The 14,551-nt window shown below is 65.5% G+C and carries 11 protein-coding genes; 10 read left to right on the forward strand and 1 reads right to left on the reverse strand.

What is annotated here, in order from left to right:
- The first annotated feature begins 139 nt into the window (after positions 1–139).
- On the forward strand, positions 140–1,156 hold the full coding sequence (locus ACK6C6_RS09735) for an arabinan endo-1,5-alpha-L-arabinosidase (protein ID WP_409267117.1): 1,017 nt from the start codon (positions 140–142) through the stop codon (positions 1,154–1,156).
- Positions 1,153–3,498, forward strand: coding sequence for a beta-L-arabinofuranosidase domain-containing protein (locus tag ACK6C6_RS09740; RefSeq protein ID WP_409267118.1), 2,346 nt, complete (start codon positions 1,153–1,155; stop codon positions 3,496–3,498). The genes ACK6C6_RS09735 and ACK6C6_RS09740 overlap by 4 nt, the downstream gene beginning before the upstream one ends.
- 7 nt (positions 3,499–3,505) lie before the next feature.
- On the opposite strand, the gene ACK6C6_RS09745 is transcribed toward ACK6C6_RS09740, so the two are convergent.
- Positions 3,506–4,366 (reverse strand): restriction endonuclease, encoded by an 861-nt coding sequence (locus tag ACK6C6_RS09745; RefSeq protein WP_409267119.1) that lies wholly within the window; start codon positions 4,364–4,366, stop codon positions 3,506–3,508.
- 245 nt (positions 4,367–4,611) lie between these two features.
- Between ACK6C6_RS09745 and ACK6C6_RS09750 the strand changes: the two genes are divergently transcribed.
- The 8 genes from ACK6C6_RS09750 to ACK6C6_RS09785 all read left to right on the forward strand — a co-directional run bounded on the left by ACK6C6_RS09750 (position 4,612) and on the right by ACK6C6_RS09785 (position 14,481).
- On the forward strand, positions 4,612–5,574 hold the full coding sequence (locus ACK6C6_RS09750; protein ID WP_292039180.1) for an ABC transporter substrate-binding protein: 963 nt from the start codon (positions 4,612–4,614) through the stop codon (positions 5,572–5,574).
- 7 nt (positions 5,575–5,581) lie between these two features.
- Positions 5,582–7,105: a sugar ABC transporter ATP-binding protein gene (locus ACK6C6_RS09755; protein WP_209586453.1), complete on the forward strand. Its 1,524-nt coding sequence runs from the start codon at positions 5,582–5,584 to the stop codon at positions 7,103–7,105.
- Positions 7,102–8,166 carry an ABC transporter permease gene (locus ACK6C6_RS09760; RefSeq protein WP_409267120.1) on the forward strand — a complete coding sequence of 355 codons (1,065 nt, stop codon included), beginning with the start codon at positions 7,102–7,104 and terminating at the stop codon, positions 8,164–8,166. The genes ACK6C6_RS09755 and ACK6C6_RS09760 overlap by 4 nt, the downstream gene beginning before the upstream one ends.
- Positions 8,163–9,128, forward strand: coding sequence for a galactofuranose ABC transporter, permease protein YjfF (gene yjfF / locus ACK6C6_RS09765; protein ID WP_409267121.1), 966 nt, complete (start codon positions 8,163–8,165; stop codon positions 9,126–9,128). The genes ACK6C6_RS09760 and yjfF overlap by 4 nt, the downstream gene beginning before the upstream one ends.
- Positions 9,129–9,157: 29 nt before the next feature.
- Positions 9,158–10,117, forward strand: a complete 960-nt coding sequence (locus ACK6C6_RS09770; protein WP_409267122.1) for a glycoside hydrolase family 43 protein — start codon at positions 9,158–9,160, stop codon at positions 10,115–10,117.
- 55 nt (positions 10,118–10,172) lie between these two features.
- Positions 10,173–11,114 carry a LysR family transcriptional regulator gene (locus tag ACK6C6_RS09775; RefSeq protein ID WP_036217497.1) on the forward strand — a complete coding sequence of 314 codons (942 nt, stop codon included), beginning with the start codon at positions 10,173–10,175 and terminating at the stop codon, positions 11,112–11,114.
- A gap of 16 nt (positions 11,115–11,130) precedes the next feature.
- On the forward strand, positions 11,131–12,150 hold the full coding sequence (locus ACK6C6_RS09780) for a family 43 glycosylhydrolase (RefSeq protein ID WP_409267123.1): 1,020 nt from the start codon (positions 11,131–11,133) through the stop codon (positions 12,148–12,150).
- Positions 12,151–12,261: 111 nt separating this feature from the next.
- On the forward strand, positions 12,262–14,481 hold the full coding sequence (locus ACK6C6_RS09785) for an NADP-dependent malic enzyme (protein ID WP_409267124.1): 2,220 nt from the start codon (positions 12,262–12,264) through the stop codon (positions 14,479–14,481).
- Positions 14,482–14,551 lie beyond the last annotated feature (70 nt).

A 14,551-nucleotide genomic window follows, 5' to 3' on the forward strand; every position in this document is an offset into this window, starting at 1 on the left:
CCTGGCCACTGGCCAGGATTACCCCACGCGGTGATCGATAGCGGCTCCGATTTCGTGCCCGTCGATCTCGCAGCAAACTATCGCCGCGTGGGCGGGGGACCCGCCCACCCTACGGATCGCGACAATTCTGGAGTTCGCAATGTCTCTACTTTCCCGCCTCAGCGCGGGTGCGCTGGCGCTCGCCACGACGCTCCCTGCCTCCGCCGCCCAGCTCGAAGTCCACGACCCCGTGATGGCGAAAGAGGGCAGCAAGTACTACCTCTTCAGCACCGGCCCCGGCATCACCCTCTACAGCTCGACCGACATGAAGTCCTGGAAGCCGGAAGGCCGCGTCTTCGCCGGCCAGCCCACCTGGGCCAAGACCGCGGCGCCGACCTTCAACGACCACATCTGGGCGCCGGACATCTACCACCACAAGGGCAAGTACTACCTGTACTACTCGGTGTCGGGCTTCGGCAAGAACACCTCCGGCATCGGCGTGACCACCAACAGCACGCTCGACCCGCGCTCCCCGAACTACAAGTGGGAAGACCAGGGCATGGTCCTGCAGTCGGTGCCCGGGCGCGACCTGTGGAACGCCATCGACTCGCACGTGATCGACGATGAGAACGGTACGCCCTGGATGTCCTTCGGCTCCTTCTGGACCGGCCTGAAGCTCGTCAAGCTCGACGCCAGCCGCACCAGGCTGGCCGAACCGCAGGAATGGCACACCATCGCCCGGCGCGACCGTCCGGCCTACGTGCCGGATGAGGAAGCCGGTCCGGCCCAGATCGAGGCGCCGTTCATCTTCCGGAAGAACGGCTGGTACTACCTGTTCGCTTCCTGGGACCTGTGCTGCAAGGGCAAGGACAGCACCTACAAGGTGGTGGTCGGCCGCGCCAAAGCCATCACCGGCCCCTACCTCGACCGCCAGGGCGTGGACATGGCCAAGGGCGGCGGTAGGCTCGTCATCCAGGGCGACCGCGATTGGAAGGGGCTGGGCCACAACAGCGCCTACACCTTCGACGGCAAGGATGTCATGGTGCTGCACGCCTATGAAAGCGCCGACCGCTACAAGCAGAAGCTGAAAGTGCTGGAGATGAAGTGGGACGGCGACGGCTGGCCGCTGGTCGACCAGTCTGAACTCAACCGTTACCAGAGCGTCCGCCTGCCATGAAGCTCCGCCTTGCCGCAATTGCCTTGTTCGTGTCATCCGCCTGGATCCAGGCGGCCGAGCTGTTCCCGCTGGCCGACGTGCGCCTGAAGCCCGGCCCCTTCCTCGACGCCCAGACCACCGACCTGAACTACATGATGGCGATGGAGCCGGACCGATTGCTGGCCCCGTTCCTGCGCGAGGCCGGCTTGAATCCGCGCCAGCCGAGCTACGGCAACTGGGAATCGACGGGGCTGGACGGCCACATGGGCGGCCACTACCTGTCGGCCCTGGCGCTGATGTACGCCGCGACCGGCGACGCCGAGGTGCTGCGCCGCCTGAACTACTTCGTGGCGGAGCTCAAGCGCGCGCAGGAAGCGAACGGCGACGGCTACCTGGGCGGCATTCCCGGCGGGCGCCAGGCCTGGCGCGACATCGCGGCCGGCAAGCTGGACGCCAGCAACTTCTCGGTCAACGGCAAGTGGGTCCCCTGGTACAACCTGCACAAGGTCTACGCCGGCCTGCGCGACGCCCACCGCTACGCCGGCAACGTGGATGCCCGCGCGATGCTGATTGCGCTGTCCGACTGGGCACTGCGCCTGAGCGCGCAGTTGAGCGAGGAGCAGATGCAGCAGATGCTGCGCGCCGAGCATGGTGGCATGAACGAGATTCTCGCCGACGTGGCGCAGATGACGGGCGACGATAAGTACCTGGCGCTGGCGCTGCGCTTTTCGCACCAGGCGGTGTTGCAGCCGCTGGCGCAAGGAGAGGACAAGCTGACCGGCTTGCATGCCAACACCCAGATTCCGAAAGTAATCGGCTTCAAGCGCATCGCCGACATGACGGGGCGCCAGGACCTCGATAAGGCCGCGGAGTTCTTCTGGCAGACGGTGGTCGAGCGCCGTTCGGTGGCGATCGGCGGCAACAGCGTCAAGGAGCACTTCCACGACACCGGGGACTTCGGTTCCATGATCGGCGAGGTCGAGGGGCCGGAAACCTGCAATACCTACAACATGCTCAAGCTGACCGGCATGCTGTTCCAGTCGGAGCAGAAGGGCAGCTACGGCGACTATTACGAGCGCGCGCTGTACAACCACATCCTGTCCTCGCAGTGCCCGGGCGGCGGCTTCGTCTACTTCACGCCGATGCGGCCGAACCACTACCGGGTGTATTCGCAGGTCGACAAGGGCATGTGGTGCTGCGTCGGTTCGGGCATCGAGAGCCACGCCAAGTACGGCGAATTCATCTACGCGCACGAGGGCGATGCGCTGTTTGTGAACCTGTTTATCCCTTCGACCCTGCACTGGCGCGAGAAGGGCGTGCGCATCACCCAGTCGACGCGCTTCCCGGATGAGGGCAGCACGCGCCTGACGGTGGACGAACCGGGCAGCTTCACCATGAAGATCCGCTATCCGGGCTGGGTCGCGGCCGGCAAGCTGGTGGTGAAGGTGAACGGCAGTGCGGTGAAGTTTGACGCGGCGCCAGGCGGCTACGTAAGCCTGGAGCGCGCGTGGAAGAAGGGCGACCGGGTCGAGGTGCAACTGCCGATGAGCACGCGCCTGGAGCAGATGCCGGACCAGTCCAACTACTACGCCGTGCTGCACGGCCCCATCGTGCTGGCCGCGAAGACCCGCATGTTCGGTGACGAGCAATTGAACTACCTGGCCGACGAGTCGCGCATGGGCCACATCGCGGGCGGGCCGGTGTGTCCACTGGAGGCGGCGCCGATGCTGGTGAGCGACTCGCTGGACTTCCTGCGCCGCTTCAAGCCGGTGAAGGGCAAGCCGCTGACCTTCACGGCGCCGGGGCTGGTGCAGGGCGCCGCGGGAAGCGCGACCGAGTTCATTCCCTTCTTCCGCCTGCACGAGTCGCGCTACACGATGTATTGGCAGCATGCGACGCCGGCCAATTTCGAGCGCATGCGGGCCGAGAATGCCGCCCGCGAAGCGGACCGGCTGGCGCTGGACGCCCGAACCATCGATCAGGTGGCGCCGGGCGAGCAGCAACCGGAATCCGACCACTTCTTCAAGGGCGAGGGTATCGATGCGGGCGTGAACGGCGGGCGCCACTGGCGCCATGCGAAGAAATGGTTCAGCTATGAGCTGAAGGATCCGAAAGGGGAGGCCAAACTGTTGAGGCTCACCTTTGCCAGGGCCGATGCGGGACGACGCTTCGATATCGAGGTCAATGGGGTGATGCTGGCCGAAGTGACGCTTGCCAAGGATGCCGCCCAGGAGTTCTACACCGTCGACTACGCGCTGCCGCCGGCCATCCTGCAGGCCAGGCCGAACGCGTTGTCGGTGCGCTTCGTGGCCAGGCCGGGATCGATCGCGGGCGGGCTGTACGGGCTGCGCCTGCTGCGCTAGCGGAGCTTCAGGCGCGCATCGCCAGCGTCGTCTTGCAGCGCGGGTAGTAGATGCAGCCCCAGAATGCGCCGCGCTTGCTGTCGCGCGCGACCATCTTGGTGCCGCAGGAGGCGCAGGTCGGTGTGCGGTAGTCGCCTTCGAAGGCGGCATCGAGCAGCGCCTTCTGCTTGTCGAGCGGGAGGGCGAGGATTTTCTTGACGAACGCTTCGCCGTCGAGCAGCTGGATCGGGTTTGCTGCGCCGAACTGCAGCGCGTCGGCTGTATAGCTCCCGGTGGTGACGAAGATGCCTCTCCCGACGCCTTCGTGCACCATCACGCCGAGCAGCTTGCGTACTTCCTTGACCCCGACCGGATGGCTGTTCCAGGCCTTGCACTGGACGATCGCCAGGGGTTTCGCCGGATCCACCTTGAACAGCTTGACGTCGATGCCGCCGTCCGGCCCCGCGGCCAGGGTCGCCGTGGTAAAGCCGACAGCTTCATAGTAGCTGGCGCAGAGCAGCTCGAAGCGCTTCCATTCCAGCATGCGCAGTGCCTCGCTCGACCACGCCGTCGCTGCGGCGGGCAGGCGCGCAGGGTCCGGCTTCGCGGCTGGCGCCGCATCCGGTACGGCGCGCATGCGCGCACGCTGCCGGCTGGACCCGGATCGATGGTCCGAGCCTCGAAACCCGGTACGCAGCGCTGCCAGCACTGCCATGAAAGCCAGTGCGACAAAGACGATCCAGGACAGCGCGTCGAGATCCGGTTTCAGTGCCGACAGCGGCCCGCGCTCGGGCAGAAAACCCGGCAGCACCCAGCGGATACCGACAAACGCGCTGACTGCCAGCACGGCACTGAACTGCCAAGGCAGAGCGACCAGATCGTTGACCAAACCCTTATTGCTGCGGCGACCCATATTCCATTCCATGTTGTCTTGTGGAAATAATAGTAGTCGAGTATGCAGCAGTTGTCCCTGTCGAATCAGTCCAAACCCCGTTTTGATGCATCGTGCATGCAAGGAAGGGAAGGCCCCAGGGTAGTGATATCGAATCCGGTATCTACTCAAGCACAAATATGATTGGATCAGCATCACACTTTGTCTTACGATTGCGAAACAACAATACCGGAGACTAGGTAATGACCCTCACCCGCAGAACCCTCCTGGGTAGCGCCGCCGCCTGTGCGATCGCCGCCGCGATGCCGGCCTACGCCGCCAAACCCCTCACCATCGGCTTCTCCCAGGTCGGCGCCGAAAGCGAATGGCGCACCGCCAACACCGCCTCGATCAAGAGCGCCGCCAAGGCGGCCGGCGTCAACCTGAAATTCGCCGACGCCCAGCAGCGCCAGGAAAACCAGGTCAAGGCGATCCGCTCCTTCATCGCCCAGCGCGTCGACGTGATCGCCTTCTCGCCGGTCGTGGAATCCGGCTGGGACACCGTTCTGCGCGAAGCCAAGGCCGCCAAGATCCCGGTCATCCTCACCGACCGCGCCGTCAAGGTGAGCGATCCCTCGCTGTACGTGAGCTTCATCGGTTCCGACTTCGTGGAAGAGGGCCGCCGCGCCGCGCGCTGGCTGGTCGAGCACCAGAAGAAGAATCCGAACCGCAGCTACAACATCGTCGAGCTGCAGGGCACCGTCGGCTCGGCGCCGGCGATCGACCGCAAGGCCGGCTTCGCGGAAGTGATCAAGGACCATCCGAAGCTGAAGATCATCCGCTCGCAGACCGGCGACTTCACCCGCGCCAAGGGCAAGGAAGTGATGGAAGCCTTCCTCAAGTCCGACCGCAAGAACATCAACGTGCTGTACGCGCACAACGACGACATGGCGATCGGCGCGATCCAGGCCATCGAGGAAGCGGGCCTGAAGCCGGGCAAGGACATCCTGGTGGTGTCGATCGACGGCGTGCGCGGCGCGTTCGAAGCCATGTTGCAGGGTAAGCTCAACGTCACCGTCGAGTGCAACCCGCTGCTCGGGCCGCAGCTGATCCAGACCGCGCAAATGGTCAAGGCGGGCAAGCCGGTACCGAAGCGTATTACCGTGAACGAGGGTGTGTTCCCAGCTGAAGTCGCGGCCAAGGAATTCCCGAACCGTAAATACTGAGGCGGCCATGCTCGCCTCGACCACCGTGGCGCCGGTCCTGGAAGTGACCGGCATCCACAAGCAATTCCCGGGCGTGAAGGCGCTGTCGGACGCGGGCCTGCGCCTGTTCCCCGGCGAAGTCCACACGCTGATGGGCCAGAACGGCGCCGGCAAGTCGACCCTCATCAAGGTCCTCACCGGCGTCTACCAGCCCGAGCGCGGCAGTATCATGCTCGATGGCCGGGAGATCGCACCAAGCTCCACCCAGGACGCCCAGCAGCTCGGCATCAGCACGGTGTACCAGGAGGTGAACCTGTGCCCGAACCTGTCGGTCGCGGAAAACATCTTCATTGGACGCTATCCGCGCCGTTTCGGCATGATCGACTGGCGCGGCATGCGCCGCCAGGCCAGCGAACTGCTGGCGCGCCTGCAGATCGACGTCGACGTTAGTCAACCCTTGTCGAGCTATCCGCTCGCGATCCAGCAGATGGTGGCGATCGCGCGCGCCCTGAACATCTCGAGCAAGGTCCTGATCCTCGATGAACCCACCTCGAGCCTGGACGAGAACGAAGTCCAGCTGCTGTTCTCGGTGCTGCGCGGCTTGCGCGAGCAGGGCATGGCGATCCTGTTCGTCACCCACTTCCTCGACCAGACCTACGCGATCTCCGACCGCATCACCGTGATGCGCAACGGCGAGCGCGAAGGCGAATACTTGTGCAGCGAGCTGTCGCGCCTGGCCCTGGTCAACAAGATGATCGGTGCGCCGGCCGAGGCGCAAGAAGAAAGCGGCAGCGCCTGTGCCGCGGCTGGCGAAGCCACCGAGACCTTCCTGCGCACCAAGGCGCTGGCGCGCAAGGGCGTCCTGAACCCAATCGACCTCGAGATCCGCAAGGGCGAGCTGCTCGGCCTGGCCGGCCTGCTCGGTTCCGGCCGCACCGAGACCGCGCGCCTGCTGTTCGGAGCCGACAAGGCCGACAGCGGCGCCATCGAGATCGATGGCCGCAGCCGCGTGTTCTCCACGCCGCGCGACGCCATCCAACAGGGCATCGGCTTCTGCTCGGAAGACCGCAAGCACGAGGGCGCGATCCTGGCCCTGTCGGTGCGCGAGAACCTGATCCTGGCGCTGCAGGCGCGCCAGGGACTGCTGCGCGCCATCCCGATGCGCCGCCAGCAGGAACTGGCCGCCCACTATGTGAAACAACTGGGGATCAAGACGGCGAGCATCGAGACGCCGATCGGCACGCTCTCCGGCGGCAACCAGCAGAAGGTCCTGCTGGCCCGCTGGCTGGCCACCGAGCCGAAGCTGATGATCCTCGACGAACCGACGCGCGGCATCGACGTGCGCGCCAAGCAGGAAATCATGGATTACGTTACCACCCTGTGCCGCAAGGGCATGTCGATTCTGTTCATCTCGTCCGAGCTGCCCGAGGTGCTGCGCGTGAGCGACCGCATCGTGGTCATGCGCGACCGCAAGGCCTGCGGCGAGTACGGCCGCGGTGAGCTGGACGACAGTTCGGTGCTGCACGTGATCGCCGGGGAGGGCAGCGCATGAACGTCGCCGTCAAGGAAACGGTGCTGGCCCCCGCCACGCCGTCCCGGCCCTCGGTCTTCCAGCATGCGCTGTTCCGCCCCCTGGCTGCGCTGGCCCTGCTGCTCCTGATCGACTTCCTCCTGATTCCGGGCTTCTTCCACCTCGAGATCAAGGACGGCCACCTGTACGGCAGCCTGGTCGACATCGTCAACCGCGCCGCGCCCCTGATGCTGGCCGCGATCGGCATGACCCTGGTGATCGCCACGCGCGGCATCGACATTTCGGTGGGCGCGGTGGTGGCCCTGTCCGGCACCGTCGCCTCGATGCTCATCGGCGGCACCATGGTCATCAACAACGGCGTGCCCGAGTACGTGGCGCAGACGCCGATGGGGCTTGCGCTGCTGGCAGCCATGGGTGCGGCCGTGCTGTGCGGGCTGTGGAACGGCGCCCTGGTGGCGGGCCTGGGCCTGCAGCCGATCGTCGCGACCCTGATCCTGATGGTGGCCGGGCGCGGCCTGGCCCAGCTGCTGACCGACGGCCAGATCGTCACCGTCTACTACCAGCCCTTCTTCTTCCTGGGCAGCGGGTACTTAGCAGGGCTGCCGTTCGCGCTGTTCGTGGTGATTTCGGTCTTCGCCGCCACCAGCCTGCTGCTGCGGCACACGGCGCTGGGCCTGTTCATCCAGGCGGTCGGCATCAATCCGGTGGCGGCGCGCCTGGCCGGCATCCGCACCGCGGCTCTGGTCGTCTTCGTCTATGTGTTCAGCGCCGCCTGCGCCGGCATGGCCGGTCTGATGATCAGTTCCAACGTCAAGAGCGCCGACGCCAACAACGCCGGCCTGATGCTGGAGCTGGACGCGATCCTGGCTGTCACCCTGGGCGGCACCTCGCTTGCCGGCGGCAAGTTCTCGCTGATGGGCAGCATCATCGGGGCGCTGATCATCCAGACGCTCACCTACACCATCTATTCGCTGGGCGTCCCGCCCGAGGTCAACATGGTCGTGAAAGCAAGCGTGGTGTTCCTGGTCTGCATCTCGCAGTCCGACCAGTTCAAGAGCCTGTGGAAGAGGAGGGCGGCATGAAGAACGTGACAAATGCGCCCTGGTTCACCTCGGCCGCGACCGTGGTCCTGCTGGCGGCCATGCTGCTGGCCGGCGGCCAGGCCTATGACGGCTTCCTGTCGCTGCAGGTGATGCTCAACCTCCTGATCGACAACGCATTCCTGCTGGTGCTCGCCATCGGCATGGGTGTCGTGATCCTCTCGGGCGGCATCGACCTGTCGGTGGGCGCGGTGCTGGCCCTGAGCACCATGGTGGCGGCCTGGCTGCTGCAGGCGGCGCATTGGCCGCCGCTGGCCGTGATCGCGCTCGTGCTGCTGGGCGGAGCGTGTTTCGGGGGCGCCATGGGGGCGATCATCCACGTCTTCCGCCTGCAGCCCTTCATCGTCACCCTGGCCGGCATGTTCCTGGCGCGTGGCCTGTGCTACCTGATCAGCATCGAGTCGATCACCATCGAGGATCCGCTGTTCGTGGCCATGTCGCAGACCCAGCTGCCTTTCCTGGGCGGCTTCCTGTCCCCTGGCGCGCTGATCGCGATCGCCATGCTGCTGCTCGCGGTGTGGATGGCGCATTACTCGTCCTTCGGACGCGCGGTGTACGCCATCGGCGGTAACGAACAGTCGGCCGCGATGATGGGCCTCGCCGTGGGCCGCACCAAGGTAGCGGTGTATGCCTTCAGCGGCTTCTGCGCGGCGCTGGGCGGCCTGCTGTTCTCGTTCTACATGCTGTCCGGCTACGGCCTGCATGCGCAGGGCACCGAGCTGGATGCCATCGCGGCGGTCGTCATCGGCGGCACCCTGCTGACCGGCGGCTACGGCTACATCCTCGGCGCGCTGTCGGGCGTGCTGGTGCTCGGCACCATCCAGACCCTGATCGCCTTCGACGGCACCCTCAGCTCCTGGTGGACCAAGATCGTCATCGGCGCGCTGCTGTTCGTGTTCTGCGTGGTCCAACGCCTGATGGGCTTCCGTCAGAAGCAAAGCTAATAAATAAAAGCAATATATAAGGAGACGTGATGAACAAGATGTCCGTACTCGTGGCCGGACTGGCCGCTGCATTGGCCGCGCCCCTGGCCGGGGCTTCGAATCCCATCGTGAAGGACATCTTCACGGCCGACCCGGCCGCGCTGGTCGATAACGGCCGCGTCTACCTCTATGTCGGCAAGGACGAGGCGCCGGTCGGCGGCAAGGAGTACGTGATGAACGAGTGGCGCGTGTACTCCAGCTGCGACATGAAGAAGTGGACGGACCATGGTTCGCCGCTGCGCTACAGCACCTTCAAGTGGGCCGGGCGCGACGCCTGGGCCTCGGACATCGTCAAGCGCAATGGCAAGTACTATTTCTATTCGACCGTGGACCACGCCGCCCTCAAGAGCAAGGCGATCGGCGTGGCCGTCTCCGACAGCCCGACCGGTCCTTTCGTGGACGCGCGCGGCACCGCCCTGATCACCAACGACATGACCAGGGAAACCGATATCCCCTGGGACGACATCGACCCCGCCGTGTTCATCGACGACGATGGCCAGGCCTATCTGTACTGGGGCAACACGGTGATGAAGTACGCCAGGCTCAAGCCCAACATGATCGAGCTCGACGGACCGATCCACACCGTGGGCCTCGACAACTTCGTGGAAGCGGCCTACCTGCACAAGCGCAAGGGCACCTACTACCTCTCGTACTCGCGCAAATTCCCCGAAGAGACCGTGGTGATGAGCGGCCCGACCGCCACCGGCCCCTGGACCTTCGGCGGCGTGATCATGGAAAAGAACAGCAACGTCAACACGATCCACCAGGCCATCGTCGAGTTCAACGGCAAGTCCTACATCTTCTACCACAACGGCAAGCTGCCGACCGGCGGCGAATTCCGCCGCTCTGTCGCGGTGGAAGAACTGCACTACGGCCCGGACGGCAAGATGCTGCCGGTGGCGCAATCGGCGGAAGGACCGGCCGCCAATCCGTCGCCTGGCTGCAAGTGATAGCCGCCGAGCGGTATTTCCATTGGATCGATATCACAAATGATATGATTTCCTGATGGATACGACGAACCCCAACTGGTTTCTGAAGGCGCGTCTCAAGACGCGCCAGCTGCTGCTCCTGATCGCGCTGGACGATTACCGCAACATCCACCGTGCGGCCGAGGAACTCCACATGACGCAGCCGGCGGCGTCCAAGCAGATCAAGGACCTGGAAGAGATGCTGGAGGTGCGCCTGTTCGAGCGCCTCCCGCGCGGGATGGAACCGACCATCTACGGCGAGACCATGATCCGCCACGCGCGCATGGCGCTCACCAGCCTGGCGCTGGCGCACGACGACCTGGTTGCCCTGAAGGCGGGCCTGTCTGGGCAGGTGGAAGTGGGCGTCATCATGTCGCCGGCGATGGCGTTGCTGCCGCGCGCGATCGCGCGCATCAAGGAGCAGGCGCCCTTGCTGCGCATCGGCGTGCACCTCGAGCCCAGCAACGTCCTGCTCGACAAGCTCCAGCGCGGCACGCTCGACTTCATGATCGGCCGCATCCTGGAGAAGGAAGACTCGAGTGGCCTGGTGTACGAGGAGCTGACCGAGGAACCCGCCTGCGCCGTGGTGCGTCCCGGCCACGCGCTGCTCGAGGCCAGGGACCTGCGCCTGGAAGACATCGCCGACCAGCCCTGGATCCTGCCGCCGCCCGGCAGCATTCTGCGCCACCGCTTCGACATGATGTTCCGCCGCGCCGGCCTGCAGCCGCCCGTGAACGTGGTCGACACCACCGCGCTGCTGCTCATCACCACGCTGCTGCAGCAGACCGATTCGCTGCACGTGATGCCGCAGGAAGTGGCGCAGTACTACGCGTCGCTCAACGTGATGCGGATCCTGCCGATCGAGCTGCCCTGCAAGATGGACGCCTTCGGCATCATCCGCCAGCAGGATCACCTGCTGGCGCCGGGCGCGGACCTGCTGCTCAAGCAGGTGAGGCTGGCGGCGTCCGAGATCTACTGACCCGAGGACCCTGAACATGATGAAAGCCCGTCTCAGCTTCGCACTGGCGCTCGCGCTGGCCTTACCGGCCGCAGCCGCCGAATTCGCCAACCCGCTGGTGCTGCAACGGGCCGATCCGCATGTGACCCTGCACGGCGACGGCTATTACTACTATACGGCCACCGTGCCGGAATACGACCGGATCGAACTGCGCCGCACCCGTTCGCTGGACGAGCTGGGCAAGGCCGAGGCCAAGGTTGTTTGGCGCAAGCATGCCAGCGGCCCGATGAGCCGCCACATCTGGGCGCCGGAGCTGCACCATATCGACGGCAAGTGGTACCTGTACTTCACGGCCGGACGCGAGGATGCCCCTTTCGACATCCGCCTCTACGTGCTCGAGAATGCCGCCGTCAATCCCCTGGAAGGGCAGTGGATCGAACGGGGGCAGCTCAAGACCGGCTGGGAATCCTTTGCCCTGGATGCGACCACCTTCGTGGTCAAAGGCCAGCGCTACCTGGCCTGGACCCAGAAGCCGCCCACGGCGGACCTGCACATGACGGCCGTGTACCTTGCCCGCATGGATACCCCGCTGTCGATCCAGGGTCCGGCGACGCTCTTGACCACGCCCGACTATGCGTGGGAGAAGATGACCCATCACGTCAACGAGGCACCGGCCGTGCTGGTGAAGAACGGCCGCGTCTTCATGACGTATTCCGCCAGCGCCACCGACGCCAGCTACAGCCTGGGCCTCTTGACGGCCGCGGAATCCGCCAATCTGCTCGATCCGGCCGCATGGACCAAGTCGCCGTTGCCGGTGTTCCAGAGCAGTGCGGCGACCGGGCAGTACGGCCCGGGACACAATTCCTTCACCACCACGCCGGACGGCAAGCAGGACATCCTGGTCTATCACGCGCGCAACTACGAAAAGATCACGGGCGACTCCCTGTTCGACCCCAATCGCCACACGCGTGCGCAAGCCATCACGTGGCGCCCTGACGGGACTCCCGACTTCGGTGTGCCGGTCGCGGACCGGCGCGCGCCTGCGCAAGCGCGCTAAAGGCGCAACAAGCTGCGCGATTGGCAGCCGGGCACAACGCCATTCTCCCAGTGCAGTATGCTATGCGTTTTATGCATACCTGCCTTCCGGCACATCAAGAAAGAGGAACCCATGAGCACTGAGAGCAGCCTCGGCGCAAACGTCGACAGCCAACTGCGCACCGATGCGCTGGAATACCACCGCAACCCCGTGCGCGGCAAGATCGAGGTAGTGGCCACCAAGCCGCTGTCGAACCAGCGCGACCTGTCGCTGGCCTATTCGCCGGGCGTGGCCTATGCCTGCGAAGAGATCGCCGCCGATCCGAGCACCGCCGCCGACTACACCTCGCGCGCCAACCTGGTGGCCGTGATCAGCAACGGCACCGCGGTGCTCGGCCTGGGCAATATCGGCCCGCTGGCATCCAAGCCGGTCATGGAGGGCAAGGGCTGCCTGTTCAAGAAATTCGCCGGCGTCGACGTGTTCGACCTGGAGCTGGCGGAGAACGATCCGGACAAGCTGGTCGACGCCATCGCCATGCTCGAGCCGACCGTCGGCGGCATCAACCTCGAAGACATCAAGGCGCCCGAGTGCTTCTACATCGAGAAGAAGCTGCGCGAGCGCATGAACATCCCGGTCTTCCACGACGACCAGCACGGCACCGCCATCATCTCGAGCGCAGCCCTGCTCAACGCCCTGAAGGTGGTGGGCAAGGACATCGGCGCGGTCAAGCTGGTGGCTTCCGGTGCCGGGGCGGCGGCGATCGCCTGTCTCGACATGATGGTGAGCCTGGGCGTGAAACAGGAAAACATCTTCGTTACCGACTCGAAGGGCGTGATCTGGCAGGGGCGCGAAGCCAACATGGAAGCCAACAAGGCGCGCTATGCGCAGGACACCGACGCGCGTAGCCTTGCCGACATCGTCAAGGACGCCGACGTCTTCCTGGGCTGCTCGACCGCCGGCGTATTGACGGCGGAGATGGTCAAGACCATGGCGGACAAGCCGGTGATCCTGGCCCTGGCCAATCCGGAGCCGGAAATCCGCCCGGAAGTGGCCAAGGCCGCGCGTCCCGACTGCATCATCGCCACCGGCCGTTCGGACTACCCGAACCAGGTCAACAACGTCCTCTGTTTCCCCTACATCTTCCGCGGCGCGCTGGACTGCGGCGCCACCCGCATCACCGACGAGATGAAGCTGGCCTGCGTGGGCGCGATCGCCCAGCTGGCCGAGGCCGAAGCCAACGACACCGTCGCCGAAGCCTACGCCGGACAGGACCTGAGCTTCGGTCCCGACTACATCATCCCGAAACCCTTCGATCCGCGCCTGATGGCGGCCATCGCCCCGGCAGTGGCCGCAGCCGCCGCTGCCTCCGGCGTCGCCGCGCGCCCGATCGCCGACATGGACGCCTACCGTGCCCGCCTGGGCGAGATGATCTACCACACCGGTTTCTTCATGAAGCCGGTGTTCGCCAAGGCCAAGGCCAGCCCGCGCCGTGTCGCCTATGCCGAAGGCACCGACCAGCGCGTGCTGCGCGCGGTGCAGACCGTGGTGGACGAAGGCCTGGCCAAGCCGGTGCTGATCGGCACGGCGCAAGCGGTGGAGCAGGCGGTGAAACAGTCCGGCCTGCGCCTGGCGCGCGGCGTCGATTACGAGCTGGCCGAACCGGATGGCAGCGGCGACACCACCCTGCAGGGCACGCGTCTGCTGCAGTCGGGCCAGGTCGATGCGCTCATCTGCGGCATGGCGGGCAGCTACGACAGCCACCTGGCGCATGTGCGCGAGGTGATCGGCACCGCGCCCGGCACGGGAGTGCTGGCCGCGATGAACGCCCTGGTGCTGGACAAGATGACCCTGTTCATCACCGACACCTACGTCAACGACAGCCCGTCGGCGCAGGAACTGGCGGACATCACGCGCCTGGCCGCCACCGAACTGCGTCACTTCGGTCTGGAGCCCAAGGCGGCGCTGCTGTCGCACTCGATCTTCGGTTCCTCCGAGCGTCCGTCGGCGCGCAAGATGCGCGAAGCGCGCGAACTGCTGGCGACCAGCGCGCCGGACCTGGCGCTGATCGGCGAGGTGCATGGCGACGCCGCGCTGTCCGAAGAGATCCGGCGCCTGTACCAGCCGGCAGGCGAGGGCGCAGCTGGCTTTGCGGGCAGCGCCAACCTCCTGGTGATGCCCTCGCTAGATGCCGCCAACATCCTGTTCAACGTCCTGAAGGTCGCCGCAGGCAAGGGCGTCACTGTCGGCCCGATCCTGCTGGGTGCAGCCAAGCCCGTGCACATCCTGAGCCCGAGCGCGACCGTGCGCCGGGTCGTCAACATGACCGCGCTCGCGGTGGCAGCGGTGCGCTGAACCCTGCAATCCACGCGCCGGGTTCTCCGGCGCGTGTTCTCCAGCTTCTTTTCGTTGCTCGTAACCATTT

Source organism: Massilia sp. BHUDP2 (genome assembly GCF_046236355.1).
In the GTDB taxonomy this organism is placed as follows: Bacteria; Pseudomonadota; Gammaproteobacteria; order Burkholderiales; family Burkholderiaceae_D; genus Telluria; species Telluria varians.